Raw genomic sequence first — 25,704 nt, 5'->3', positions numbered from 1 at the left:
AAATTTATCACTCTAAAAGCCATCGGTTGCGGGGAACAGATGAACGGGATAGGGCGAAAGGGCCACCAATTAATCAAGGGTTTCAGCCTGTTACTGGCCGGCATAATTTTCTCAACCGGGCTGTCTGCCAAAACCGCAGCGCCCAATACGGTTATTACCGGCCGGGTAGTGGATGAGCAGGGTAAGGCGATTGCTGGGGTTGAGATCAATAATAATGATGGAGTGGTTTTTACCCGCAAGGGGAGCTTCCGCCTGACGCTGGCTGCCGAAAATATCTATCAGCTTAAATTTTCTGCGGCCGGCTACTACCCGTTAACCCATACTTTTTCCGCCCATGAATTAACGCTCAGCGATGGAAAAATTCCCGACGTTACCCTGGTCGCCCGAAAACCCGGCCGGGTTATGTTGGCTTTTGCGGGCGATTTAATGACAGGGCGGCGCTATTACAAGCCGCTAAAGGGGGACCTGCCCCTGCTGCGTGAGGGCAGTGATGCCGCACAGTTTAAACAGCTGCTGGCCCCGATTAAACCTTACCTTGTCGATGCGGATATCGCTTCAGTCAATTTGGAAGCGGTTCTGGTTGGTGATAAGCCCGGTACGGAAACGCCGAAAAGTGTCACTTTCTATTCCCGCCCTCTCACCCTGACAGCATTGAAATGGGCGGGCATTGATTACGTCACTTTGGGTAATAATCACCTGTATGACTTTGGCGATGCCGGGGTAACGAGCACGCTCGACGCCCTGCGGGAGAGCGGCTTGAAATTTTCAGGGGGCGGGCTGAATGAGCCCCAGGCGCTCGAGAGTGCTCTGCTGCAAGGAGGCTCACAGCAATACAGCCTATTGGGCTTTGTGGGCTGGCGCGGTAACTTCTCCCCCAATCAGGTGGCCGAGGGAGAAAAAGCCGGGGCTGCCTTGGGCAGTGAAGTGAATATAGCCCGCACAGTGGCCCGCGAAGCTGCTGAACAGCGCCCGGTGGTGGTGCAGTATCACGGCAGTGAAGAGTACAGTTACGCGCCCACTGAACTAAGCCAGAGCCGTATGAAGCTGGCCATTGACCGGGGGGCCGATCTGGTTGTTGGCCATCACCCTCATGTGCTGCACGGCTTTGAGTTATACCGGGGTAAGCTTATCGCTTACTCCCTGGGCAATTTTTTATTTGACCAGTATTTTCAGGAAACCCACCGATCTGCGCTGTTGTACGTATGGATGGATGGCGAGCAGTTTGTGCGGGCTGAGGTGGCGCCGCTCTATATCCAGCACTACCAGCCCACACCTGCGGTTGGGGCTGTGCGGCAGCATATTCTCCGCCGCCTACAGCATCAATCCATTCTAAAAGGACTGTCCCTGTCGGCCAGTGGCGGACACGGGGTTATTTTGCCTGATAGTGATAAACGGGCCCGCAAGGCACTGAGCGCCGGTACTGCCCCGTTGGCACCTACAACGGGCTCGTGGGTGGGCAAGCTGCCGTTGACCTGGCAACAGCAATTGCCGGCGCTCGAGGGGATTGATCCACAGGCGAGCTGTACCAGTGGTCGCGATCTGTTGGTGACCGGTGATTTTGAATCCGACCGACTGCTGCCCGGGCAGCCCGCCACTTGGCGTCTGTCCCCCGCCAGTAGTATCAATGCGGGAATTGCCCGCTCGGGAGATCACTCGATGGTGCTGCGTGGGAACAGCCGGGGTCTTGCCGAAGCAGTCACCCGCGGCTTTCATCGATTGGTGGAGGCGCCGCCACAGGCACTTCACTCACTGCTCGGCTACGCCCGCTCGACACAGGCACAATCGCTGCAAGTTTGTTTGGAATATGCCCCCCGAGCGCGTGCTTTTTCGCAATCGCTGGAGTCTGCTGAGCAGGAGTGTTTCGGTTCTGTCGCAATCAGAAAGGGCGATTGGCAGGCGTTTCGAGTAGATTTTCCACCGCTGGATAAGCAGGCGGTTAAAGGCTATCGCCTGCGTTTGCAGGGGACGGTTGCCGAGGGCACGAATATTATCCTCGATGATTTGGCCTGGGTGGTTTGGGATAAGCCTACTTCCTGTGCAAAATTCGGCAATGACGTTGCCAATATTGATTTTCTGGCCTTGGAGCCCTAGGGCGTGGCGGCGCTAGATACGCAGGCTGGAGTCTTGCGCTCTTAAGCTGGGTTTCTCCTCTTTACTCCCTCTGACACAGCAGTCTGACCGGTCTACTGTAAGAAATGTTGCCTCTGGCTCGACTACAGTGAACAAATACAGCGAAACAGAGCGAGTGTGGGGTGCAGATGACTACCTTGAGCCGCTGGTATGCCTGCTTCTTGCGGGCTGCCGGAAAAATTGACTGGTTGGGGCCCCTTGCCCTGCGTATCTACTTGGCGCCAATTCTTGTGCTTGCCGGCCTCAACAAAATGAACAATATCGATGATGTGGCAGCCTGGTTTGGCAATCCGGACTGGGGGCTAGGGTTACCGGCACCACTATTGATGGCCTGGTTGGCGGCCTTGACCGAGTTTTTGGGCGGTATTGCCATACTTTTGGGCTTTGCGACCCGCCTGGTAGCGCTTCCACTGATGTTTGTGATGGCAGTGGCAGCTTATACGGCCCACTGGGAGAACGGTTGGTCTGCATTGCCGGATAAAACCTTGAGTGTGCCCTGGGAGTGGCGCAAGGATCTGATTGATGAAGCCTCAGTGCGCAAAGAGAAGATTGTCGGTTTACTCAAGGAGCACGGCAATTATGAGTGGTTGGTGGAAACTGGAGGAGTGACCATCCTGAAAAATGGTATTGAGTTTGCCGCTACCTACTTCATTATGTTGTTGGCGCTATTTTGTAGTGGGGCAGGGCGGTTTTTCAGTGTGGATTACTGGCTGTGCCGTCACTATAGCGGGCAGGGAGCCCCATAGAGATGTTATACTCGCCGATTATTTGAACATTTGAGCGAGTATTTCACTTGATAGGAAAGTTGTTCCGCCGATCCTCCTCCAAAGAGGATAAGGGCTCCCGCCGGGGAGAAGACAGCTCCGGACGCCAAAAAGAAGGGCAAAAGCCGTCTGATAAGGCTGCCAAGGGGCGTACAAAATCCGCACAGGCGGAGGGGAAGTTGCGCCGGGGCGGTAGCAGAAATGCTCAAAAAGGGCGCCAGCGCAGCAGAAAGCCAGCGGCACCCGCAGCGCCCTGGTCCCTGGATGAATTCCAGGTTCCAGAACAGGAGGGCAAGGTCCGCTTCCACGACCTGGGACTGCCCAATGAGTTGATGCACGCTATCCACGACTTGGGTTTCCAGTATTGCTCGCCTATTCAGGGTCGCTCCCTTCCCCACACCCTCAATGGTCACGACCTGGTGGGTAAGGCACAAACCGGTACCGGTAAGACGGCGGCCTTCCTGATCACAGTGATTGACGATCTGCTTAAGCACCCGTTTGAAGGTGAGCGCTACGCTGGCGAAGCCCGCTCCCTGATTATCGCTCCGACCCGTGAGCTGGTGATGCAGATTGCCGATGATGCCAAGGCACTGTGTAAGCATACCGAACTGGAAATTCATACCCTGGTGGGCGGTATGGATTACGACAAGCAGCAGAGAAACCTGAATGAGCGGCTGGTGGATATCCTGGTGGCGACGCCGGGCCGTCTGCTGGACTTCGTCGGCAATCGAGACTGCTACCTGGACCAAGTAGAAGTTCTGGTAATCGATGAAGCGGATCGTATGTTGGATATGGGCTTTATCCCCCAGGTACGCCGCATTGTCCGCCAGACCCCGCGTAAAACCCATCGCCAAACCATGTTCTTCTCCGCGACATTTACTCCTGAAGTTGATGATCTGGTGGAGCAGTGGACAGATGATCCGGTAGTTGTGGAGATTGAGCCGGAGAGGGTTGCCACAGATACTGTTGAGCAGCATGTTTACCTGTCTGCCAGTGAAGAAAAGTACACCCTGCTTTACAACATTGTGCAGCGGGAAGAAGTGGATAGCCTGATTGTATTTGCCAACCGCCGCGATCAATGTCGCCGCTTGCACGAACAGCTTCTCGCTCACGGTATTTCTGCCGGCCTGCTCTCTGGTGAAGTGGCACAAAATAAGCGGGTTCGCACCCTCGACGACTTTAAGTCCGGCAAAACCAAGGTCCTGGTGGCTACCGATGTCGCCGGGCGTGGTATCCATATTGATGGTATCAGCCATGTGGTGAATTTCACCTTGCCTGAAGAGCCGGAGGACTACGTTCATCGCATTGGTCGAACTGGTCGAGCAGGTAAAACGGGCACCTCTATCAGTTTCGCCTGTGAAGATGATGCCATGCGCCTGGAGCCTATTGAGCAGCTGCTCGGTGGCAAGCTCAAGTGTGAAGTTCCGCCCGAAGAGCTATTGGTAGAGCCTCCTAAAGTAAAGGTCCAGCGCAGTCACGGTGATCGTGACGGACGACGCGGTGGCCCTGGTGGTAACCGTCGCCCCCGCAGACATTAAGTTTGGGGATAAAGGGACTTACGGTTATACACTATGAGCAGTATTGGGTACCGTCGAGACATCGATGGGTTGCGCGCATTAGCAGTTCTTCCTGTTGTTTTGGCCCATGCAGGGTTACCGGGTTTCTCCGGTGGCTTTGTTGGGGTCGATATCTTTTTTGTTATTTCCGGTTACCTGATTACCAGTATCCTGGTGAAGGAAATTGGTGAATATCGCTTCTCCCTGGCTAATTTTTATGAGCGTCGAGCTCGCCGTATCTTGCCAGCATTATTCTTTGTTCTGGCGACTTCGATTGTTGCAGGGTGGTTTGTATTACCACCAGACCCCTTTAAAGAACTGGGGCAGTCCGCATTGGCGACGCTATTGTTCGCATCTAACTTCTGGTTTTGGCAAAGTACCGAGGACTATTTTGGTTCGGGAGCAGACTGGCAACCTCTGCTACACACTTGGTCGTTATCTGTTGAAGAGCAGTTTTATCTGTTTTTCCCGCTGTTGCTTTGCCTGCTAGCTTCTCGTAGCCGGCGCTCGAAATTGCTGGTTGTGGCTGGGTTATCGATACTCTCTCTCGTTTACTCAGTTTGGGCAACTAAAGCCCAGCCTTTCGCCAATTATTTCCTGACGCCTTCGCGGGTTTGGGAGTTGGGGCTTGGGGCTCTACTGGCCTTAGGAGCTATTCCACAAGTGCGCAAAGCTTGGTTGCTGGAGTTGGTGGCGGCTGCTGGAATCGCAATGATTCTTTATAGCGTCTTTGTTTATGACTCCTCCACGCCCTTCCCTGGAATTGCCGCACTATTACCTTGTATCGGAGCTGCGGTGCTCATTTGGACTGGAGGGAATCGGGAAACAATTATTGCTCGGTTGTTGCGGCTGCGGATCATCGTAGCAATAGGCTTGATTTCCTACTCTCTGTATCTATGGCACTGGCCAGTCCTGGTTTTACTCCGCCTTCTCAATGGATCAGCTGAGCTCCCCCTGGCAATGGCATTGGTCGCGATTGCGCTCTCTTTCATTCTCGCTTGGTTCAGCTGGCGATTCGTAGAGGCGCCATTTCGCCGTGCATCTGAGAGGGGACTTTCCCGTCGGGGCCTGGCTTTGTCACTGGGAGCTGTGGGAACACTTATCATGAGTGTTTCCCTGGTTATCAATGTAAAAAAAGGAGTGCCCTCAAGGCTGCCAGAGCCGGTATATGCAGCTTATGAGAGCGCTAGATCACGCACACCCGAAGAGCGCCGCTGTATGAAGCTTGCACCTTCCGAGGGGCTTTGTGAGGTGGGGGCACCCGACGACGACTCTCAGGTAGACTATCTACTCTGGGGAGATTCCCATGCGGGTGCTTTTATTCCGGGATTTGAGCATTGGCTTGAGGCTGAGGGGTACAGTGGAATTGTAGCTGCAAAGTCTGCTTGTGCGCCGCTTCTGGATGTAATTCGTTTGGAAATGGGTGCATCCCATGGGTGTGACCGCTTTAATGAAGATGTCATGGGGATGCTGGAGCGCCGCTCTGATTTAGGCACAGTTGTTTTGGTGGCTCGCTGGGCCCTATTGGCCGAGGGCACACGATCTCCTGGAGAAGGCGGGCTGTCGGCAGTTTTGGGGTTGGCGGGAGATGAAGATGGCCCTCAGATAAATGGAGCCCAATCCAGTCGAAACTATGAGTTATTTGATTATGGGCTTCGGCAAACTATCGCCAGAATTCGTGCTTCGGGCCGCAGCGTGGTGATTATTGAGGGGATTCCAGAGATTTCTTTTTCCGTACCATTGGCTATTGCCAGCGCGGAGTTTATTGGGGCTCGGGTACAAGCGGCGCCGACACTAGAACAGGTGGTGGAGCGTAACAGTCGGGTAAGGGCGACTCTTGAGGCCTTGTCGGAGGAGTTTGAAATACAGCGAGGTAGTCTTGTGTCGGAGCTTTGCCCATCAGAATGCCAAATACAGATGGAGGGTCGGTCGCTGTATCGCGACGATAATCATCTGAGCACTTTTGGTTCAGAGATGCTGGTACCAGGCTTGATGAATCGACTATTAATGGCGAACTCGAATATAAGGCCAGGCGGTTAGCTGATACCAGCACTCAAAATAGTAGGCATCGAAGCCACCCCTCTCTTACACACCAGCTCCCCTCCACTTGTGATTATGAGCCACTGCCCAGAATTGGACAGCAGTGGCTCTTATCCACTTTTCTGTTCAATCTTTCTGTGCTTTGTTAGTGTTAAAGTTGTGACAAATGTACCATTAATGGCTTATATTTCTTTCTAATGTCCATTTCTATCCTAAAATTAAACGGATTTAGCCAGTTGCATGAGTCAAGACTCTGCAGGTTGAGATTGCTCCTATAGTATGGGGCTAGCTTGCATTCTGACATCCATTACTCAATAAGAATTAAAGTAAATACTCGGATGCGCACCCTCTACTTACATATCGGTTTCCATAAAACCGGCTCCAGCTCTCTCCAGTTGGCAATGAAGGAGCAGACACAAGCCCTGAATAAGGCGGGCTTTGAATTCCTTTCCCTTGGAAAAAAAGGAAACTCCTCTGGGTGTATTGAAGTTTTGCGGGAGAAAGGGCTGGTCCGTTTTAAGCTCAATTCCCGGCTCGATGAGCTACTTGCAGCTAGTCGCAGTAAGCAAACCATTGTATCGGCGGAGCACCTTTGCTTTTTGCATCAACATGAGAGTATTGAGCTGGTTCAGCAGGTGTGTGCCAAGTACTTCGATAACGTTAAAGTGATTGTTTATCTGCGCAGGCAGGATTTACAGGCAATATCTTTTAAAAAACAAGGAGCTCGTGGGGCCGCTTCCAATCGAAGCTCCTCTAGTAAGTTGCTTGGCCATAGTGAGGGGGCTTTTCCCACTCTCAATAAAGATATTGAGATTTACTACGATTATTTTAGCAAGTTGAAGCTATGGGAGACGGTATTTGGGACTGATTCCCTCAAGGTGAGGCTTTTCGGTCGGGAAGCTTTGAACGGGGGTGATATTGTGAGTGATTTTTTCTCTTTGCTTGATGGGGATGTGAAGCTTTCTGCTCGCAGGGTGAATGAAGGGGTAGATAGAAAGGAGTTCTTGCTGACCCATAAATTACTGGAGCTGGGGGTAGCGGAGTCTGAATTGATTAAGCTGAAGCCAATGATGCTGGAAGATCATACTCAGTTACTTCCATCAAGAGATGATGCCAGGCAGTTCTTCCTGCAGTTCAAAGCATCCAATCAGTTGTTAAATAGTACCTTTCTTAGTAACGATTCAGGCCTGGCATTCGATACTGATTTTTCTGTGTACCCTGAACAGGGAAATGATTGGATAACGGTGCGAGATCTGTCTGAGTGGATTCCTGAAATTCTATCTGCCGGTATCCAGAAGCCAGAGGGGTTGAGGGATGCATTATTGGCAGACAAACTCCAACAAATGTTAAGAAAAAGGTTTTCAGGAGATGTACTCACCCAGGAGCTTGAGAATTTGGCAAAGTGCTTATCGGCTAGCGCTTATATTGCCAAGGGCCAACAACCTTGGTATCGAGCATTGAAAAAGAAGAAAACATCGGGAAGGTAGTATCAAAATAAAAAGCCCTCTGTATAAGAGGGCTTCCTGTTTTACAGGTAAAGTTACTGAAGTACCGGAGTTTGAGTGCCGGGATCTCCTTCAATACGCAGTCTTTCAATCCACAAAGCCGTACCGCCAGCAACTGCCGCAGGCATAATAAAGATATTTAAAACCGGTACCATTTTGGCAAGCATGACAGTTCCACCAAAGGTCAGGCTGGTCAATTTGCGGCGGCGCAGAACTGTTTTTAATTCATCAAATGGCCGTTGGTGATTATCCAGTGGGTAGTCAACATACTGAATGGCCATGCACCAAGCACCCCAAACTGCAGTGAGCACTGCGGGGATAATAATGGTCCAGCTGGTGATGGTGGCAATAATGAATACGATCAAACCCCAAAATATAAAGTAACCCAGCTTACGTAATTCCCGGCCCAGGGTACGCCATACCATTTGCATTATCGGCTCGGCAGGGGGAGCCTTACCGGTTAGTAGCTCCTCGACTTTCTCGGCGAGCAAACCGTTAAAGGGGGCGGCAATAATGTTGGTAATAACGCTAAATAAATAGCCGTAGGCGAGAAAAAACAGGAAAAGCACAAGTAACGCAATAATCCAGGCGAGCCAGCGAAAAACACTGGCAGCCCACGCGGCCCCCTTGGCCATCATGGCTTCCCACCAGGACATATTTTCTGTATTTACTGGCGTGTGGGAAAGCAGGCTGCCGATATAATCGGTAAGTCCTCCCAGTTGGGAAATCATAATGCCGCTGATAATAATAAACAGTACGAGGTTTATTAGTAGTGGTACCAGGATAAATGGGCGCAATTCACGCCGGGTAATCAAGTGGATACCGCGCACCAGTGCATCGATACCGTGAACGGGATTTGAAGTCATATTCTCACCTCTCGCTGGAACTATTCCAGGAATTTCAAGGCTACTAGGCTGCTAGTTGGCGCCAGCGGCTTTTAAAATCTCGCTATACTCTGCGCCCTGGCGGTGTTCGCCAATACGGGCCAGCAGGGTTTTTCCGTCGGGGCCGGGGCTGTTCAGATCCAGGCCTTCAGCGAGAAATAACTTTACAAATGTGGCAAAGCTCTCTGCTTTCATACTTCGGTAGGCGCGCTCGAGCAGGTGAAAATCCCGGTTTACGCCAGCGGGGGCTTCGCCAATCAAGAATCCAGCAATACGCTCCTTGTCAAAAACTTCTCCGAGTACTTTTTGTTTGTCTTTTTTCAGGCTCAAAACTATATCCTTGCTACATAAATAGGGGACGGGCGAAGCCCGACCCAAGTTGAGAATGTTGACGATTAAAGTAGTGCGTCCAATTTTTGCTTGAGGATTTTATTAATCATCTGTGGGTTTGCTTGCCCCTTGGACGCTTTCATTATCTGCCCGACGAAATACCCCATCATTTTGGGGCGTTTTGATTCATCTGCCTTGCGGTAGTTTTCTACTTGAGCACCGCTTGCAGCAATCACTTCATCCACCATTTTTTCGATAGCGCCGGTATCCGAAACCTGTTTCAGGCCACGCTTTTCGATGACTTCGTCGGCACTGCCCTCTCCGTCGGCAATAGCCTCGAATACCTGTTTGGCGATCTTACTGGAAATGGTGTTGTCTTTGATCCGTGCGATTAGTCCAGCTAGCTGGTCGGCAGAAACCGGAGATTGTGAAATAGTAAGTTCACGACGGTTGAGCAGCGCTGCCAGTTCACCGTTAATCCAGTTGGCGGCAAGCTTGGATTCGCCACAGGATTTACTCACAGTTTCAAAATAGTCTGCACTGGCACGCTCCTGTGTCAGCTGGTCTGCATCATAAGCAGATAGCTGGTATTCCGCTTGGAAGCGGGCTGCTTTTGCATCAGGCAGTTCTGGCAGGATGCTGCGCAGTTGTTCGACATATTCATCAGTGAGTACAACTGGCAGAAGGTCCGGGCAGGGGAAGTAGCGGTAATCATTGGCCACTTCTTTGCTGCGCATAGAGCGGGTTTCATTTTTGTCCGCGTCGTAGAGGCGGGTTTCCTGGGTAATAGTGCCGCCGTCTTCCAGGATGTCGATCTGACGTTCAGCTTCGACTTTAATTGCGCGCTCGACAAAACGGAAAGAATTGATGTTTTTTAACTCTGTGCGGGTGCCGAGTTTTTCTTCGCCTTTTAAGCGCACAGACACATTGGCATCACAGCGCAGTGAGCCCTGGGACATATCACCATCGGAAATGCCCAGGTAGGTTACGATACTGTGAATTTTTTTCAGGTAGGCCACAGCCTCGGCGGCACTGCGCATATCCGGTTCAGAGACAATCTCGATCAGCGGCGTACCTGCGCGGTTCAGGTCGATACCAGACATCCCGTGGAAATCTTCATGCAGGGATTTACCGGCATCTTCCTCCAGGTGAGCGTGGTGCAAACGCACCTTCTTACTGCTGCCATCTTCCAGGTGAATTTCCACTTCACCTGGGCCGACAATCGGCTGTTCCAATTGAGTGGTTTGATAGCCCTTGGGCAAGTCGGGATAGAAGTAATTCTTGCGTTCAAAAACAGAGCGCTTGCCGATCTCTGCGTTCATCGCCAGGCCGAACATTACTGCAAAACGAAATGCTTCCTCATTGGGTACCGGCAGTGTGCCTGGCATGGCCAGGTCCACAGCGCATGCCTGGGTATTCGGCTCGGCGCCAAAGCGGATGCTAGCGCCGGAAAAGAGTTTTGACTGGGTGGAGAGCTGGACGTGAATTTCCAACCCGATAACGATTTCCCATTCCACAATTTATCTCCTTATACGGCGCTGGCTTTGTGCCAGTCGGTTACCTGTTGGTATTGGTGGGCGATATTGAGCATGCGCGCCTCTTCCAGGTAATTACCGGTTATTTGCAGGCCCACTGGCATATTGTCCACCAGGCCACAGGGTACAGACATGCCCGGTAGTCCGGCGAGGTTGGTGGCGATGGTGTAGATATCCTCCAGGTACATAGCTACCGGGTCAGCGCTCTTTGCGCCAAGCTCGAAAGCGGGGGAGGGGGTCGTGGGGCCCATAATCACATCCACTTTTTCGAATGCTTCGACAAAGTCCTGCTTGATCAGGCGTCGGGCCTGTTGGGCTTTGTTGTAATAAGCATCGTAATAACCGGCGGACAGGGCGTAGGTGCCTACCAGGATGCGACGCTGCACTTCTTCGCCGAAGCCTTCACCACGGGAGCGCATATAGAGATCGCGCAGGTCTTTGGGCTCTTCACAGCGGTAGCCATAGCGCACCCCATCGAATCGAGATAGGTTGGCAGAGGCTTCAGCGGGGGCGATCACATAGTAAGCAGGTATCGCTAACTCGGTATGTGGCAGGCTGATATCGACCAGTTGAGCCCCCAGCTTTTCAAACGCTCTCAAAGCTTCCTGAACCCGGCTTGCGGTTTCAGGGTTAAGCCCCTCCCCAAAGTACTCTCGGGGTACTCCGATCCGCAGCCCGGCGATCGGGTTATTCAGTTCGGCGGTAAAGTCAGTGAGCTGCTGCTTCAGACTGGTGGAATCTTTCGGGTCGTGGCTGGCCATGGCGGAGAGCAAATAAGCAGCGTCTTCCGCATTGCGGGCTATGGGGCCGGCCTGATCCAGGCTGGAGGCGTAGGCAACGATACCGTAGCGGGAAATACGCCCGTAGGTGGGCTTCAGCCCGGTGGTGTTTGTCAACGCTGCCGGCTGGCGAATAGAGCCGCCGGTATCGGTAGCTGTAGCGCCGGGTATCAGTTGTGCAGCAACTGCCGCAGCTGAGCCACCGGAGGAACCGCCGGGCACACAGCGGGTATTCCAGGGGTTTTTTACTGGGCCGTAAAAGCTGCTTTCGTTGGATGAGCCCATGGCGAATTCATCCATATTGGTCTTGCCCAGGGAGACGGTGCCGGCAGCGTTGAGGTTATCTACCACCGTGGCATCGTAGGGAGGGATAAAATTATCCAGCATTTTTGAGGCACAGCTGGTGCGCACGCCGTTAGTGCAAATAATATCTTTGTGGGCGATGGGCACACCGCACAGTGCCGGTGCCTCTCCGTTGGCCAGGCGTTGGTCGGCGGCTGCGGCTTGCGCTAGGGCGCTCTCTTCGGTGACGGTAATAAAACTGTTGTAGTTGCTGTCCAGTTGCTGGATGCGGCCGAGTAAATGGCGGGTTAGCTCTGTACTTGAGAACTCTTTGCTCCGCAATCCACGGATGATCTCGGCGATAGTAAGCTGATGCATGTTATTCCCTTAAAGGCTCTAGACGGGCTGAGGGCTGGGTATTTAGGTGGATTTCGTTGGTGTTGGACCGGTTAATCAATCACTTTGGGAACCAGGTAGAGGCCTTCTTCGGTTTGGGGAGCCAGTGTTAGGAAGTCTTCTCGATTGTCAGTCTCTGTTACTGTGTCGGTGCGAAGCTCCTGAACTTCGTCCAGTGGGTGCGCCATCGGGGCGATACCATCGGTATTGGTGGATTGCAGCTGGTCTACCAATTGCAAAACATCCCCGAGACGGTTGCTGACTTCATCGATGGTTTCTTTGGATATGGCGATTCGGGCCAACTCCGCAAGTTTTTCTACAGTTTGCGTATCCACTGTCATGGTGATGGACTCCTCCAGCTTGAGTTGCGAGTCGAAAGCTGCCCGTATGATATGTGGCGGACAGAACCGGCAAATTTAGCACAATGAGGGTATATTCTCACCGGCCGGGGCTGTAATGAATAGTGGGCCTCAAATGACCTCCCTTCAGCCTTGCCCTGATGCCTAGCCGTTGTTAGAGTTTGCCGAAACCTGCCGAGTGATGAGAGACTCCGGTATTTTGCGTAGAATCCGATTCGAAATGCGGCTCGGAACTCAGAATTATTTATGCGGACTAATTAGGATTTGTATCCATAAAAGAAGCCGCGCCCGCAGTGCCCGACCTGGGGGCTGATAATTAGTACAAGGTAATCGAATTCCATGTTTAAACGTTTGCGGGGTATGTTTTCCAGTGATCTCTCCATCGACCTGGGAACTGCCAACACGCTGATTTACGTTCGCGATCGCGGCGTAGTACTCGACGAACCCTCTGTCGTCGCAATCCGTCACTACAATGGCCAGAAAATTGTTGAGGCTGTCGGAGTAGAAGCTAAACGCATGCTCGGCCGGACCCCAGGCAATATTACCGCTATTCGCCCGCTGAAGGATGGTGTTATCGCCGACTTCCAGGTGACTGAAAAAATGTTGCAGCACTTTATTAAGAAAGTGCACGAAAATAGTTGGATGCGCCCGAGCCCAAGAGTGCTGGTATGCGTTCCCTGCCAGTCCACAGAAGTGGAGCGCCGCGCTATTCGCGAGTCTGCCCTGGGCGCCGGTGCCCGCGAAGTATCGCTGATCGAAGAGCCCATGGCAGCTGCAATAGGTGCTGGCCTAAATGTCGAGGAAGCGAGCGGCTCTATGGTAGTGGATATCGGTGGGGGCACCACTGAGATTGCCATTATTTCCCTCAATGGTGTAGTTTACTCCGATTCTGTGCGCATTGGCGGTGACCGCTTTGATGAGGCTATCGTCAACTATGTGCGTCGCAACTACGGCAGTGTGATCGGTGATGCGACCGCCGAGCGAATTAAAGAAGAAATTGGCTGCGCCTATGCGGGCAGTGAGGTTCGCGAAATCGACGTGCGTGGCCGCAACCTGGCCGAAGGTGTCCCCCGCAGTTTCACCCTGAACTCCGATGAAATTCTCGAGGCCCTGCAAGAGCCGCTGACCGGGATTGTACAAGCGGTCAAAAGCGCACTGGAACAATCTCCCCCCGAATTGGCTTCCGATATCGCTGAGCGCGGCATGGTACTGACCGGTGGTGGTGCCCTGCTGCGCGATCTCGATCGCCTGCTAATGGAAGAATCCGGTCTGCCGGTAATTGTTGCTGATGACCCCCTGACTTGCGTGGCCCGCGGTGGCGGCAAAGCACTGGATATGTTGGACCGCAGCCGCCTCTACTTGATGTCTAACTGACAGACGGCATTGCGTAATATAGATAGGGAGCCTGTGGTTTTATCCGGGGGCTCCCTGTAATAAAAACAGAGCAAGCACTTTTATAGCTTGTGCTGATCTCATTGTCTTTGATTGACCTGCTAAGAGGGAATTGCCTGTGAAACCGCTATTTACCCGCGGTCCCTCTGCTGAATACCGCTTGGGCTTTCTCGCCATACTCGCAATCTTGCTGATCGTCTCCGATCATTACACCAATTGGTTTCAGCCTGTTCGCGAACGCTTATCTGGGGTGATCGCTCCACTGTATTGGGTGACAGGTGCCCCTGAGCGTGTGGGTGATTGGGCGGATGAACAGTTTCGCTCTCGCGAGGAGTTACAAGAAGAGAACAGTCGCCTCAAGCGGCAGGTACTGTTACTGGAACAACGCAGCCAGTTATTGGCTGCCGTCAAAGCGGAGAATACTCAGCTAAAAGAGCTGATGAATTCGGCGGAAATGGTCGACGACCGAGTACTGGTGGCCCAGGTGGTGGGTGTTACCCCTGACCCTCTGGAGCATGTACTGCTGATTGACAAGGGCCGGGATGACGGCGTTGATATTGGCACCCCGGTAATGGATGCCAGCGGTTTGCTGGGGCAGGTGATTGAGGCTGGTGACTCTTATAGTCGTATCCTGCTGATCACTGATTCAAGTCATGCTATTCCTGTCCAGGTTTTACGCAACAGCATGCGCACTGTCGCTGAGGGAACAGGTGACCTGTATCGTCTGAAGTTGCGTCATCTCGCCAATACAAGTGATATCCGTGAAGGCGACTTGTTACTCAGTTCTGGCCTGGGAAGTCGGTTTCCTGCGGGTTATCCGGTTGGAGAGGTTATTTCGGTACAGAGAGATCCGGGGAAACCCTTTGCGGAGGCCGAAGTGCTACCTAGGGGACGAATGAATCGCAGTCGATTTGTATTAGCGGTTATCGGCGATGGAGGACGCTCTGTTGCAAGCGAATAACCGCTGGTTTATTGCGGTCACGATTCTGCTGTCCTTGCTGCTTGCCGTTATGCCTTTGCCGCAACAATGGCTTTGGTTTCGTCCTGCATTTCCGGCCTTGCTGGTGATATTCTGGATTACTCGCATGCCTCAGAGCTTTGGCGTGGGGTTCGCCTGGGTGATCGGTATATTCCAGGATTTGGCTACTGGGGCGAGCCTGGGAACTCACGCCCTAGCCCTGTCGGTTCTCGCCTATTTCAGTCTGCTTACATACCAGCGTACCCGAGCATTTAACCCCGCCCAGCAATTATTGTGGGTATTTGTTCTGGTGGGTATTCACCAAGTCGTGGGCAATTGGGTGCATGGCCTTGAGGGGAAGTCGGTACCCGGGCTGACCTTCCTGTGGCCAGCTCTTACCACAGCCCTGCTCTGGCCCTGGGTGACCCCATGGCTGAGGAGCCTTTCCGGGCGTTTACACGTTCGTTGACCGTCTCGTCAGCACTGTAAATCAGTGTAAAAAATCGATCATTTTTCGAACAGTATCGCTATAATCAGCCGCTGGCCCACAGGGAATATGTATTAGAGTGACAAAAAGCGCTTCTGACAATCGACTTCTTTTAGCCTCGGGTTCACCGCGTCGCGCCGAACTATTGACCCAAATTGGGGTGTCTTTTTCCCAATTATCACCTTCTGTTATAGAACAAAAGCAACCTAATGAAAGTACTCTTGAGTACATAGAGCGCCTGGCTCATGACAAGGCTATCGCTGGATTTCGCGCTGCTGGCTGTCCAGAAGGGCTTTGGACCTTGGGAGCGGATACGGTGGTTATGGCGGGCGACAGATTACTGGAAAAGCCGGAAGATTTTACTGACTTTGAATCCATGATGTTGACTTTGTCGGGTGTAGAGCACTCTGTGTTTACTGCAGTGTGTTTGCGCTCCCAGGAATGCCAGTTTAGCCGCGTGGTGGAAACTCGAGTGAGGTTTCGCCACCTGTCCAGAGCTCAAATAGCAGATTACTGGAGGACCGGGGAACCTGTCGATAAGGCCGGCGGTTACGGTATACAGGGTTTTGGCGCCGCCTTGGTAGAAGCTTTTAGTGGCAGTTATAGCAATGTTGTCGGACTCCCCCTGGAAGCTCTGATTCCGATGCTGGATCATGCGGGAATTCCCTATTGGCAGGAGGGCCAATCTTGAGCGAAGAGCTGTTAATTAATGTCGCACCAACCGAAACCCGGGTGGCCTTGGTAGAGAATGGTGTGCTTCAGGAAGTCTATCTGGAGCGCAGCGCGCGGCGCGGGATTGTAGGCAATATCTACAAGGGAAAGGTGATTCGTGTATTACCCGGGATGCAGGCGGCTTTTGTCGATATTGGCCTTGAACGTGCAGGCTTTATTCATGCGTCGGATATCGCGCCTCTCGATGATGAAGGCATGGAGGCGCGGGATGCTGAGGTAGCAGATATTCGCGCTTTGGTCAGGGAGGGGCAGTCACTGATTGTACAGGTGGTGAAAGACCCGATCAGCAGTAAAGGGGCTCGACTGACTACCCATTTATCGGTCTCTGCGCGCTATCTGGTATATATGCCGCAAACCCGCCATATCGGCATCTCCAACCGTATTGAAGATGAGAGCGAACGAGAGCGGCTGCGCCAATTGGTTGAAGCGGCTTCACTGCGCCTCGCAGAGGATGGCTTGTCTGCTGACGGAGGCTTTATTTTACGTACTGTTGCCGAGGGGGTGAGCGAGGAAGAGCTGTTGAGGGATATCCCGTTCCTATACAAATTGTGGGGCGAGCTGGACGAGCGAATCAAGGAGCGTCCGGTGCCTTCGGTTATCTATGAGGATCTTCCGTTATTTATGCGTGCATTGCGTGACCTTGCGCGCCCCTATACAGAAAAGATTCGTATAGACTCCCGTGAGGCTCACGGTCGTGCGGCAGAATTTGCCGGTAAATATGCGCCGGAGATTGCCGGTCGTCTGGAGCACTACCCCGGTGAGCGCCCACTGTTTGATTTGTACGGTGTTGAAGAGGAGATAAGAAGAGCACTGCACAACAAAGTAACTTTAAAGTCTGGCGGCTACCTGATCGTAGAGCAGACAGAAGCGATGAGTACGATTGACGTCAATACCGGTGCTTTTGTTGGCCACCGGAATCTGGAAGAGACTATCTTCAAAACCAATCTGGAGGCCGCCACAGCAATTGCCCGCCAGTTGCGTTTGAGGAATCTGGGGGGGATTATCATTATCGATTTTATCGATATGAAAGATCCTGAGCACCAGAGGCAAGTCTTGCGCACCCTGGAAAAGGCTCTGGAACGGGATCATGCCAAGTCCAGCATCACTGGGGTCTCAGAGCTTGGATTGGTTGAAATGACTCGCAAGCGCACCAGAGAGTCATTGGGACAGATTTTATGTGAACCCTGCTCAGTCTGTAGTGGTAGGGGGACCCTAAAGAGTGCTGAGACGGTTTGTTTCGAGGTTTTCCGTGAGATTATTCGTGAAGCGCGCTCTTACGATAGTGAAAAAATAATGGTGCTGGCTAGCCAGGTGGTAATAGATCTTTTGCTCGATGAAGAGTCGGCCAATGTCGCCGACCTTGAAGAATTTATTGGTCGGCCTATCCAATTCCAGGTAGAGCCCATTTACAACCAGGAGCAGTATGACATTGTTCTTGTGTAATCCTTTATTCACCCGCCCGCAAGCTACGAGAGCTTATTGTCAGCACTCGGTCTACGCCTGTTCGCTGGTGAGGGTATAGCGATGGTTGTAATACGCTGGATTGCAAGAAAATTCTGGTTGCTGTCGATAAGCTTGGTGATTGCCCTGGCAATCATCGTGCAGACAGGGCGATTGCTGTCCCCGCAGGTAGAGAACTATCGTCCACAGATTAGTCATTGGCTTAGTGAGCAGCTTGGTGTTCCTGTACAGATGGATCGTATTTCCCTGCGTTGGGAGGCCCTTGAAGTTGCATTGCAGCTGGATGGGCTGCGCCTGGGGGAACACGGTGAGCTGAGAATGGGGCACGGTCTGTTCCAGCTGGATTTGCTTTCCAGCCTATGGAATAGAGAGTTGGTCTGGAAAGACCTGCAAATGAATCAGTTTTCGGCCGGGCTCAACCGCGATGAAAATGGCCTCTGGTATCTGCAGGGGTTTCCCGATGCCCCACTTAAGCTTGAAGGCAGCACTGCACCTAATCCCGAAGCCGCAGATCCGGCCCGCCTGTTCCAATTGAGCCCCAAAATCCAAATCAGTGATGCAGCGATCACTGTGCGCCTTCCCGATGAGCAGCTGGCAGAAATTAATTTGCCTGAAATCCAGCTGGAAAATAGTGGAGATTTTCACCGACTGACTGCACGGGCTTTTATTTCCCGTGAAGGGGAGAGTAGCCAAGTTGATGAAGAGACCCTGCGGGTTGTGCTAGAGGGGCGGGGCAACCCGAAAGATAAAGAGCACTTCTCACTGCGGGGCTATATGCAGCTTAATGAGTTGCTACTCGACGAAGATATCATTGACTTGCTGCACGAACTTACTCCGTTGCCTGACCGGTTCCATTGGAAAGGGAAGAAATGGGCAGATGGCCGCTTATGGCTTCACAGTAATGCTGCCAGTGGCTATCGCATAGTCGGTCAGGTGGATCTGGCTCAAGTTGAGAGCTTGGCCGATATGCAAAAGGCAAATGATATAGAGGAGCATAGCCTGGCCCCACTGAGAGCTTTTTCTGGGGATTTGTCTGGGCGTTGGCTGCCTGGTGAGCACTGGCGATTAGCTTTGCAGAATATTCAAATTGACTGGCAGGACCTGCAAATGCCGCCGCTCAATCTGCAGGTGAGAAGCGATCAAGAAGGGTTGTCCCTAGTGGCTGATGTGGTTGATCTCGCAGGATGGAGCGGTATTTTAAATCGCCTGTCTCTGCTCGAGGGAGCTGCTGATGAGTGGTTGCGCGCTCTAAAGCCTCGAGGCCAATTACACAGCGTGCGTCTTCGGACTGGTGCGGGCCGTCAGTTAGAGATAAGTGCAAACCTGAAAGATATTACCGCTGAAGCATTCCGTGGAGCCCCGGCTATTGCCCAACTGAGCGGATATTTACAAGTTGAGGGCGCCAGCGGTCGGGTTGAGCTCGATGGCACTCCCCTGGGGGCACACTTTCCCAACCTGTACAAAAACGCCTTTGGGTTTGAGCAAGCCAGCGGCACCATCTCTTGGAATGTCGATAAGGCGCAGAATGCAGTTACCGTCTTTTCGGGCCCATTGATGCTGAATGGTGAGCTCGGAGAGGTCGGTGGACAGTTTATGCTTTCACTACCTTTTTACGCCCAGACACGACCGGCGGATCTGGTGCTGTCCCTGTCTTTGAAAGATGCGGGTGTTGTTACTCAAGAAGAGCTGGTGCCATTTGTTGTCAGTGATGACTTGCGCAAATGGCTGAAAACTGGTTTGGGTGAAAACAATCAAGGGCGCGTTGAGAGCGCAGCTTTTATTTATCGCGGCAGTAGTTATAGCAAAGATGGCAAGGATGAATCCCTTCGAGCGATCGGGGTTCACTCTAAGCGCCGGACTATTCAGTTGGCGCTCGATTTTTCAAATGCGAGCTTGGATTACGCCAGTGACTGGCCTGGAGTTCGACAAGTGGATGGTCGCTTGTTGCTCGATGATGAAATTGTGCGGGTCAACGCCAATAAAGCCAAGCTTTGGAGCATGGATGCGAAAAATATCCAGGTTGCAGTAACTCCTCAAGCGGGGGGAGGCTCACGCCTGGACGTGCGAACTGGTGTGGCTGGTCCTGCCGCCGATGGATTGCGTCTGTTGCGTGAATCACCAATCAGGGATCACCTTGGAAGTGCCTTTGATGACTGGACTCTGACGGGCCAATTAGATGGCGCCGTGTCCCTGTCTCTTCCATTGGGAGGAGCAACTGTAGCGCCTAAGCAGCATGTTGAACTCAAATTGAATCACGGTGGTCTTCAGTTGCAGGGGCTGCGTCTTGATACGACTGCACTCAATGGCTTGGTTAAATATGACAGTACTACAGGCCTTGAGGGCACCAAGGTCAAAGGCAAATTGTGGGGACGCCCGCTGACTGCACGTATCCAGCACTTCGGTGAGGGGGATGCGAGGGAAACCCAGGTGATTATTGACGGTAATGCGCTGATTGAGTCGGTACATGCATGGAGTTCACGGCCGGAGCTGCAGTGGCTCGAGGGTGGGATGGATTACCAGGCCCTGGTGACCATTCCTGCGAAATCAGCTGAAACACCCTACGCCGCAATATTTGAACTTACCTCAAATCTGACAGGCGTCGCAGTTAACTTGCCTGAGCCCTTGGGCAAGAAAGCGGAAGCGGAAACCAATTTTGTATTACGAGTGCCTATCGGGGAGCAGGGTAGCTTGTTCCATATGGATTACGGTGAGCACTTACAAGGGCAGTTTTGGCTGATCGATGGGGAGTTGGATCGAGCTGCGATTGCTTTGAATTCGGAGGCTAACTTGCCTTCTAAACGAGAGTTAACGGTCACAGGAGATATTTCCACTGTAGATTTTCTTCGTTGGAAGTCGTTGTTGGACATCTATCAGTCCTCTGAGCCAACGGGCGACAGAGAAGGCAATACCTTTGCGGCAGCCACAAAAAAACCGGTAGATGCTGAGGAGAGTTCTAGTCAACCGCTACCGGTGCGCTTGGATCTCAGCACTGACCAGTTGCAGCTGGGTTCTGTGGATATTGAGCATATCCATGTTAAAGGTGAGGGAGTCGGGGCAAACTGGAAGCTTAAACTTGACAGTGAAATGGTTGCGGGGGATCTGGCTGGACTATTGGATGGCACTGCACCGTTGAGCTTGAAGCTCGCTCACTTGCGCTTGCCAATGCCTGAAAAACAGCCTGAACTGGGCGATGAGGCGTTCCCCTTGGACCCCTTTATAGAAGAGGTGGTATCAGACCCTTTGGCCGGGTTTGACTTTACCAGTTTGCCACAGATTGACTTCAGTACTGAAAGCCTGCAAATAGGTGAGGAAGCATTGGGTCCTTGGTCATTTAAATTAAGGCCATCTGTAGATCGTCTGGTGCTGAGTGACATCTTTGGTACGGTGAGGGGGTTCCGCCTTGAAGGGCAGGGCAAAGGCAAAAATGAAGCGGGTGCCGAGCTGGTATGGATGAGGGATGCTGAGGGGCAGGAATCATCACAGTTTATCGGTCGGTTGGTGGCTGATGATCTCGCGGATATTCAGCGGGAGATGGGACATGAGCCGTTGATTGAAAGCAAGTCGGCGAGTTTTGAAACCGCTTTTAAGTGGGCGGGATCTCCGACGCAGGTGAAAAGCAGCCTGCTATCCGGGGAGCTCAAAATTGATATTCGCGATGGTCGGTTTCTGCGCTCTACTGGTGCGACGGGCTCTACCGTGTTGCGTTTATTGTCGCTGTTTAACTTCGATACTTGGGCTCGACGTTTACGCCTTGATTTTTCAGATCTCTATAAAAGTGGTATGGCCTTTGATCGGGTGAGGGGCGAAGTGGTCTTTGAAGGCGATGGCCAGCTCCTTATTGCGGTTCCGATCCAGGTAGAGGGCCCGACCAGTGAACTGCAGATGGCTGGACGAGTGAATTTAGTCCGTGAAGATTTGGACTTGACCTTAGTGGCTACCTTGCCGGTGGGGAATAACCTCGCTCTGGTTGCAGCCTTGGCAGGGGGATTACCTGCGGCGGCAGGTGTTTACCTGATCAGTAAGGCATTTAAAAAGCAAGTTAAGAAAGTCGCCAGTGTCAGTTACCGAATAAGTGGTGGTTGGGCTGATCCACAAATGCGATTTGAGAAGTTATTCGATGGTGACGGTGCTAAACGCCAGGGAGCAGTCCTGGAGGATGAGGGAAATGAGTCGCAGGTTGAGGCCCGCCCTGAGGAGCAGCTGCCGCCTGCCGCCTGAACTTTAATTACCCTATAGCCATCTAATCTTAGTGTTGATTCCCTGTAGAAGGAGCACAGCAGATGGCATGGTATTCAATACTGTTCACCCTCCTTTGTGGCGCCGCCACCCTTTCGGCGTGCTCTGAGGCCGATGACCACCAGCGCGATCAGAATATGACGGTCGCTCAAGCTGAAAAGCATATTGCAGAGGGGACTGATCTCGATCAGATCCCTAAGTCTGTCTGGAAGCAGATCCTGCCAGAGGATCGCTACAAAGTTCTCTGGAAAAAAGGTACCGAGCCCGCTTTTAGTGGCAAGCTTCTGAATAACAAAGAGAAAGGGGTTTATGTTACCGCAGGTTGCCGTTTACCGGTTTTCAGCTCTGAGCAGAAGTTTGAATCGGGTACTGGTTGGCCCAGCTTTTGGGATGTTGCCTACCCAAAAAATATTGTCTTAAAGGACGATTACAGCTGGGGCTTGAAGCGGACTGAGGTGTTATCAAAGTGCGGGGAACACTTGGGACATGTTTTTAAAGATGGCCCGGAGCCCACTGGTTTGCGCTACTGCCTAAACTCTTTGGCTTTGGACTTTGTACCGGCTTCTGGGGATAAGAAAGCGCAATAACTTCTGATGACTTGATTGCGGGCGCTGCCAGCCAGTTCACACTGGAGCGCCCGGAGCCCCTAGTCCGCTTCCTGGATAAAGAAGTCGCGAAGATAGCGAAATAATTTTCGTTGATTGGTTGGGGGCTTATTGTTTTTGATTTCTCGATGGGAGTCCCTAATCAGTTGGCGCAGCTGTTGGTGATCGACACTTGTATGCTGGTCAAAGAACTCCCCCTGGGCACTACTGCCTTCCTCCAGTAGTCGTTTGCGCCAGTCTTCGGCCATTTTATCGAAATGCAGGTATTGGTGGTCTCGCTCTTTAAAACGGTTCAACACTGATTCTATCGCCTCTTGATCGGCACTGCGCATCAACTTGCCGATGTACTGCATCTGGCGCCGGCGAGCCTCATTGGATTTGATCCGATGTAGCGTAGCAATAGCCTCCTGTAAGTCCTCATCTATGGGGACTTCAGCCAGTTGGGCCTTGGAGAGCTCGGTTAGTTGCTTGCCGAGATTCTGCAGCTCGTGCATTTCTTTTTTGACCTGAGATTTACTTTTCGGCAGGTCGTCATCGTAGTCATCGTATTCGTACATCTTTGATTCGCTTTCGGTAAATAAGGGGGCTTGGTTCAGAGGTGGTTTAGCTAAAGTACCAAGTGGCCAAGCCCAGAAAAGACATAAAGCCTACTACATCGGTGACTGTAGTAAGCGCTACCCCGCCGGCCAGTGCCGGGTCTATATTCATGGCACGCAATGCTACTGGTAATATCGCTCCGGCGAGTGCGGCGGTTAATAGGTTGATTATCATGGCGGCAAGGATAATGACCGCAATCCATATATCGCCAAACCACATGGCGGTTATCAAGCCCATCACAAGCGCCCACAAAAGAGCATTGAGTGCCGCCGAACCCAGCTCACGGGAAAGTAGCCAGCTTAAATTACTGCGTCCTATCTGGCCTAAGGCCATACCGCGAATGACCACTGTCAGCGTTTGGCTACCGGCCACGCCTCCCATGCTGGCGACGATGGGCATTAGGACTGCTAGGGCTACCACCTTGTCCAGGGTATTTTGGAACAAACTGATCACCCAGGAGGCAAGCAGAGCTGTGAGCAGATTAATACCCAGCCAAACGGCCCGGCGCCGCGCAGTGCGCCCTACTGGGGCAAAGGTGTCTTCCTCTTCATCGAGGCCGGCAAGGCTCATCAGGGAGTGGTCTGCATCCTCTCGGATAACATCCACTACATCGTCAATGGTGATTCGCCCCAGCAGGCGGTTATCCTCATCGACTACTGGTGCGGTAATCCAGTCATATTTCTCAAACAAGCGCGCGACTTCTGTGTCGGGCATATCTGCGGGTATTGGTTCCACATCGGTATTGACCACTTCGCGAACTGTCACCGATGGGTCTGTGGTGAGAAGTTTGGATAGTGGCAAGAGACCGATATATTGGCCCCTCCGGTTAATCACAAAAAGGCTGTCGGTAGATTCCGGTAGTTGTTCATGGCGCCTAAGGTAGCGAAGTACCACATCGAGAGTCAGGTTGGGGCGGACAGAGATAGTATCCGTATCCATTAAACCGCCGGCAGTGTTCTCATCATAGGCGAGAACACTTTCAACCCGGAGGCGGTCGGTTTCCGTCATCGATGAGAGCACTTCGGCAACAACTCGCTCCGGCAGCTGCTGAAGTATATCGGCGATGTCGTCGGCATCCAGGCCTTCCATCACCTCCACCATCTCCTCGGTATCCATAGTGGCGAGGATCAGGCTGCGTACATCGTCGGTGAGTTCCTGTAGGACCTCACCCTCTATTTCCCTGTCCACCAAATTCCAAAGTACCTGGCGGATACGCGGTGGAGAGCTCTCCAGCAATTGCGCAACACTTTGCGGAGTCAGGGTCTTGAGCATGCGCCGGACTTCTTGTCCCGTACCGCTATCCAGCGCGGCATACAGCTCACCCAGCTGACTTTGTGCGCGGAATTTGATTTCGGCTTGGGGAGAGCTGGGCACAACAAGTCCTTACTGCTAATGGTGGATTTGGGAGGCGATGTAAAAGCTTAGCGATTTAATGTTTAGAGTGAGCTTTTCCTGGCAATAGTATACCGGCCTCTATTCAGCTTCGCCGAATCGATCGGAGATCAGTGTGCTGATAGCTTCCAGGGCAGCATTTTCATCTGTCCCCTCTATTTCCAATTCCAGCTCCGTGCCTTTGCCTGCAGCTAGTAACATCAGGGCCATCACGCTTTTTCCATCTACGGCTTTACCCTGGCAATGCACTTTAATATTGGAGCAGAACCTGGAGGAGGTCTGCGCGAACTTGCTTGCAGCGCGGGCGTGCAAGCCGAGTTTATTGATGATGGTCAGTTGGTGTTTCTGCATTGCGCTGCTCGACAAAAATCTATTTTTGTTGCTCCCTGTGGCGTATCTGGACGTTATCAAACTCTTTGGAAAATTTCTTTACCAGCTGTTCAACCATATAAACTGATCGATGTCGGCCCCCAGTGCAGCCGATAGAGACACAGGTGTAGCTGCGATTACTTTTCTGGTACGAGGGCAGCCAGTTTTCCAGAAAGTTGGTGATGTCAGCCTCCATCTTTGCGGTCTCTGGGTGAGAGCGCAAGAATTCAGCGACTTCGATATCCTTACCGGTTTTTTCTCTTAGAGCAGGTTCCCAATAGGGATTGGGCAGGCAGCGTAGGTCAAAAATCAAGTCTGCATCCACTGGCACCCCATGTTTGAACCCAAAGGACTGGAAAAGAATCGCCATGCTGTTTGATTGTTCACCAACAACACGATTTTTAATCAGTTCACGCAGCTGGTGCAAACTCAAGGTGCTGGTATCAATAACCATATCCGCGATGGTGGAGATGGGGGTGAGCAGCTCTTTTTCCTGGTTGAGGGCTTCTAGTAGGTGGGTGCAGTCATTGCTGAGGGGGTGCTTTCGTCGGGTCTCGCTGAATCGCTGTACCAATACTGGCTCTCGCGCATCGAGATAAATAACATCGCATTGCACTCCCGCCTCGCGCAAAGATTCGATTACGCCGGGAGCCTGCCTGATGTCTTGCCAAAGGTTGCGGGCATCGACACCTAAGGCCAAAGGGGTATTCTCTTTCGGCGGTTGTGCCCTGACTCGCTTAACCAGCTCGGGGAGAAGGCTGGTGGGGAGGTTGTCGATGCAGTTGAAGCCAACATCCTCCAATAACTGCAGGGCAGAACTTTTACCGGAACCGGAGCGGCCACTAATTATCACCAAGCGCATGGGGAGCCCTTTTCTTTGGTCAAGTCTTTATTATTCCGCTTGTTGTACCACTT

The 25,704-nt window shown here is 52.3% G+C and carries 21 protein-coding genes; 12 read left to right on the top strand and 9 right to left on the bottom strand.

The window, feature by feature from the left end:
• The first annotated feature begins 39 nt into the window (after positions 1-39).
• From ACJJIW_RS01145 to ACJJIW_RS01125, 5 genes are all read left to right on the top strand, one after another.
• Complete coding sequence (locus tag ACJJIW_RS01145) at positions 40-2,091, top strand: CapA family protein (protein ID WP_444936494.1); 2,052 nt, start codon at positions 40-42, stop codon at positions 2,089-2,091.
• A gap of 167 nt (positions 2,092-2,258) precedes the next feature.
• Positions 2,259-2,876, top strand: coding sequence for an HvfX family Cu-binding RiPP maturation protein (locus ACJJIW_RS01140; RefSeq protein ID WP_282933924.1), 618 nt, complete (start codon positions 2,259-2,261; stop codon positions 2,874-2,876).
• 47 nt (positions 2,877-2,923) lie between these two features.
• Positions 2,924-4,432 carry an ATP-dependent RNA helicase RhlB gene (rhlB, locus tag ACJJIW_RS01135; RefSeq protein ID WP_444936493.1) on the top strand — a complete coding sequence of 503 codons (1,509 nt, stop codon included), beginning with the start codon at positions 2,924-2,926 and terminating at the stop codon, positions 4,430-4,432.
• Between the two features lie 33 nt (positions 4,433-4,465).
• Positions 4,466-6,490: an acyltransferase family protein gene (locus tag ACJJIW_RS01130; RefSeq protein WP_444936492.1), complete on the top strand. Its 2,025-nt coding sequence runs from the start codon at positions 4,466-4,468 to the stop codon at positions 6,488-6,490.
• A 338-nt stretch (positions 6,491-6,828) separates the two neighbouring features.
• Complete coding sequence (locus ACJJIW_RS01125; protein WP_282933921.1) at positions 6,829-7,977, top strand: hypothetical protein; 1,149 nt, start codon at positions 6,829-6,831, stop codon at positions 7,975-7,977.
• A 53-nt stretch (positions 7,978-8,030) separates the two neighbouring features.
• On the opposite strand, the gene cysZ is transcribed toward ACJJIW_RS01125, so the two are convergent.
• The 5 genes from cysZ to gatC all read right to left on the bottom strand — a co-directional run bounded on the left by cysZ (position 8,031) and on the right by gatC (position 12,542).
• A complete protein-coding gene (cysZ, locus tag ACJJIW_RS01120) occupies positions 8,031-8,861 on the bottom strand; it encodes a sulfate transporter CysZ (RefSeq protein WP_282933920.1) in 831 nt (276 codons plus the stop codon).
• 51 nt (positions 8,862-8,912) lie between these two features.
• Entirely contained in the window at positions 8,913-9,209 is a 297-nt protein-coding gene (locus tag ACJJIW_RS01115) for a PA4642 family protein (RefSeq protein ID WP_282933919.1), read from the bottom strand.
• A 65-nt stretch (positions 9,210-9,274) separates the two neighbouring features.
• A complete protein-coding gene (gene gatB / locus ACJJIW_RS01110; RefSeq protein ID WP_282933918.1) occupies positions 9,275-10,726 on the bottom strand; it encodes an Asp-tRNA(Asn)/Glu-tRNA(Gln) amidotransferase subunit GatB in 1,452 nt (483 codons plus the stop codon).
• Between the two features lie 11 nt (positions 10,727-10,737).
• A complete protein-coding gene (gene gatA, locus ACJJIW_RS01105) occupies positions 10,738-12,183 on the bottom strand; it encodes an Asp-tRNA(Asn)/Glu-tRNA(Gln) amidotransferase subunit GatA (RefSeq protein WP_444936491.1) in 1,446 nt (481 codons plus the stop codon).
• A 71-nt stretch (positions 12,184-12,254) separates the two neighbouring features.
• Positions 12,255-12,542, bottom strand: coding sequence for an Asp-tRNA(Asn)/Glu-tRNA(Gln) amidotransferase subunit GatC (gatC, locus tag ACJJIW_RS01100; RefSeq protein ID WP_282933916.1), 288 nt, complete (start codon positions 12,540-12,542; stop codon positions 12,255-12,257).
• A gap of 357 nt (positions 12,543-12,899) precedes the next feature.
• Between gatC and ACJJIW_RS01095 the strand changes: the two genes are divergently transcribed.
• The 7 genes from ACJJIW_RS01095 (at position 12,900) to msrB (ending at position 22,413) form a co-directional block, all read left to right on the top strand.
• Positions 12,900-13,934 carry a rod shape-determining protein gene (locus tag ACJJIW_RS01095; RefSeq protein WP_020412569.1) on the top strand — a complete coding sequence of 345 codons (1,035 nt, stop codon included), beginning with the start codon at positions 12,900-12,902 and terminating at the stop codon, positions 13,932-13,934.
• A 136-nt stretch (positions 13,935-14,070) separates the two neighbouring features.
• Entirely contained in the window at positions 14,071-14,913 is an 843-nt protein-coding gene (mreC, locus tag ACJJIW_RS01090) for a rod shape-determining protein MreC (RefSeq protein WP_282933915.1), read from the top strand.
• The gene (gene mreD, locus ACJJIW_RS01085) at positions 14,900-15,379 is read left to right on the top strand and encodes a rod shape-determining protein MreD (protein WP_282933914.1); all 480 of its coding nucleotides are present in this window, start codon (positions 14,900-14,902) and stop codon (positions 15,377-15,379) included. Before mreC ends, mreD begins: the two co-directional genes overlap by 14 nt.
• A 97-nt stretch (positions 15,380-15,476) precedes the next feature.
• Entirely contained in the window at positions 15,477-16,088 is a 612-nt protein-coding gene (locus ACJJIW_RS01080; RefSeq protein WP_444893007.1) for a Maf family protein, read from the top strand.
• Positions 16,085-17,572 (top strand): ribonuclease G, encoded by a 1,488-nt coding sequence (rng, locus tag ACJJIW_RS01075; protein ID WP_444893008.1) that lies wholly within the window; start codon positions 16,085-16,087, stop codon positions 17,570-17,572. Before ACJJIW_RS01080 ends, rng begins: the two co-directional genes overlap by 4 nt.
• Positions 17,573-17,608: 36 nt before the next feature.
• A complete protein-coding gene (locus tag ACJJIW_RS01070) occupies positions 17,609-21,808 on the top strand; it encodes a YhdP family protein (RefSeq protein ID WP_444936490.1) in 4,200 nt (1,399 codons plus the stop codon).
• A gap of 62 nt (positions 21,809-21,870) precedes the next feature.
• The gene (gene msrB / locus ACJJIW_RS01065; protein WP_282933910.1) at positions 21,871-22,413 is read left to right on the top strand and encodes a peptide-methionine (R)-S-oxide reductase MsrB; all 543 of its coding nucleotides are present in this window, start codon (positions 21,871-21,873) and stop codon (positions 22,411-22,413) included.
• 59 nt (positions 22,414-22,472) lie between these two features.
• Here msrB and yjgA read toward each other — a convergent pair whose 3' ends face one another.
• The 4 genes from yjgA to rapZ all read right to left on the bottom strand — a co-directional run bounded on the left by yjgA (position 22,473) and on the right by rapZ (position 25,651).
• Positions 22,473-22,988 (bottom strand): ribosome biogenesis factor YjgA, encoded by a 516-nt coding sequence (gene yjgA / locus ACJJIW_RS01060; protein ID WP_444936489.1) that lies wholly within the window; start codon positions 22,986-22,988, stop codon positions 22,473-22,475.
• 46 nt (positions 22,989-23,034) lie between these two features.
• Positions 23,035-24,402, bottom strand: coding sequence for a magnesium transporter (mgtE, locus tag ACJJIW_RS01055; protein WP_282933908.1), 1,368 nt, complete (start codon positions 24,400-24,402; stop codon positions 23,035-23,037).
• Between the two features lie 99 nt (positions 24,403-24,501).
• Positions 24,502-24,771, bottom strand: coding sequence for an HPr family phosphocarrier protein (locus tag ACJJIW_RS01050; protein WP_282933907.1), 270 nt, complete (start codon positions 24,769-24,771; stop codon positions 24,502-24,504).
• Between the two features lie 19 nt (positions 24,772-24,790).
• Entirely contained in the window at positions 24,791-25,651 is an 861-nt protein-coding gene (rapZ, locus tag ACJJIW_RS01045) for an RNase adapter RapZ (RefSeq protein ID WP_282933906.1), read from the bottom strand.
• Between the last annotated feature and the right edge of the window lie 53 nt (positions 25,652-25,704).

This window comes from Microbulbifer maximicatervae (SeqCode) (genome assembly GCF_052467815.1).
This window is presented reverse-complemented; position numbering and strand designations above follow the sequence as displayed.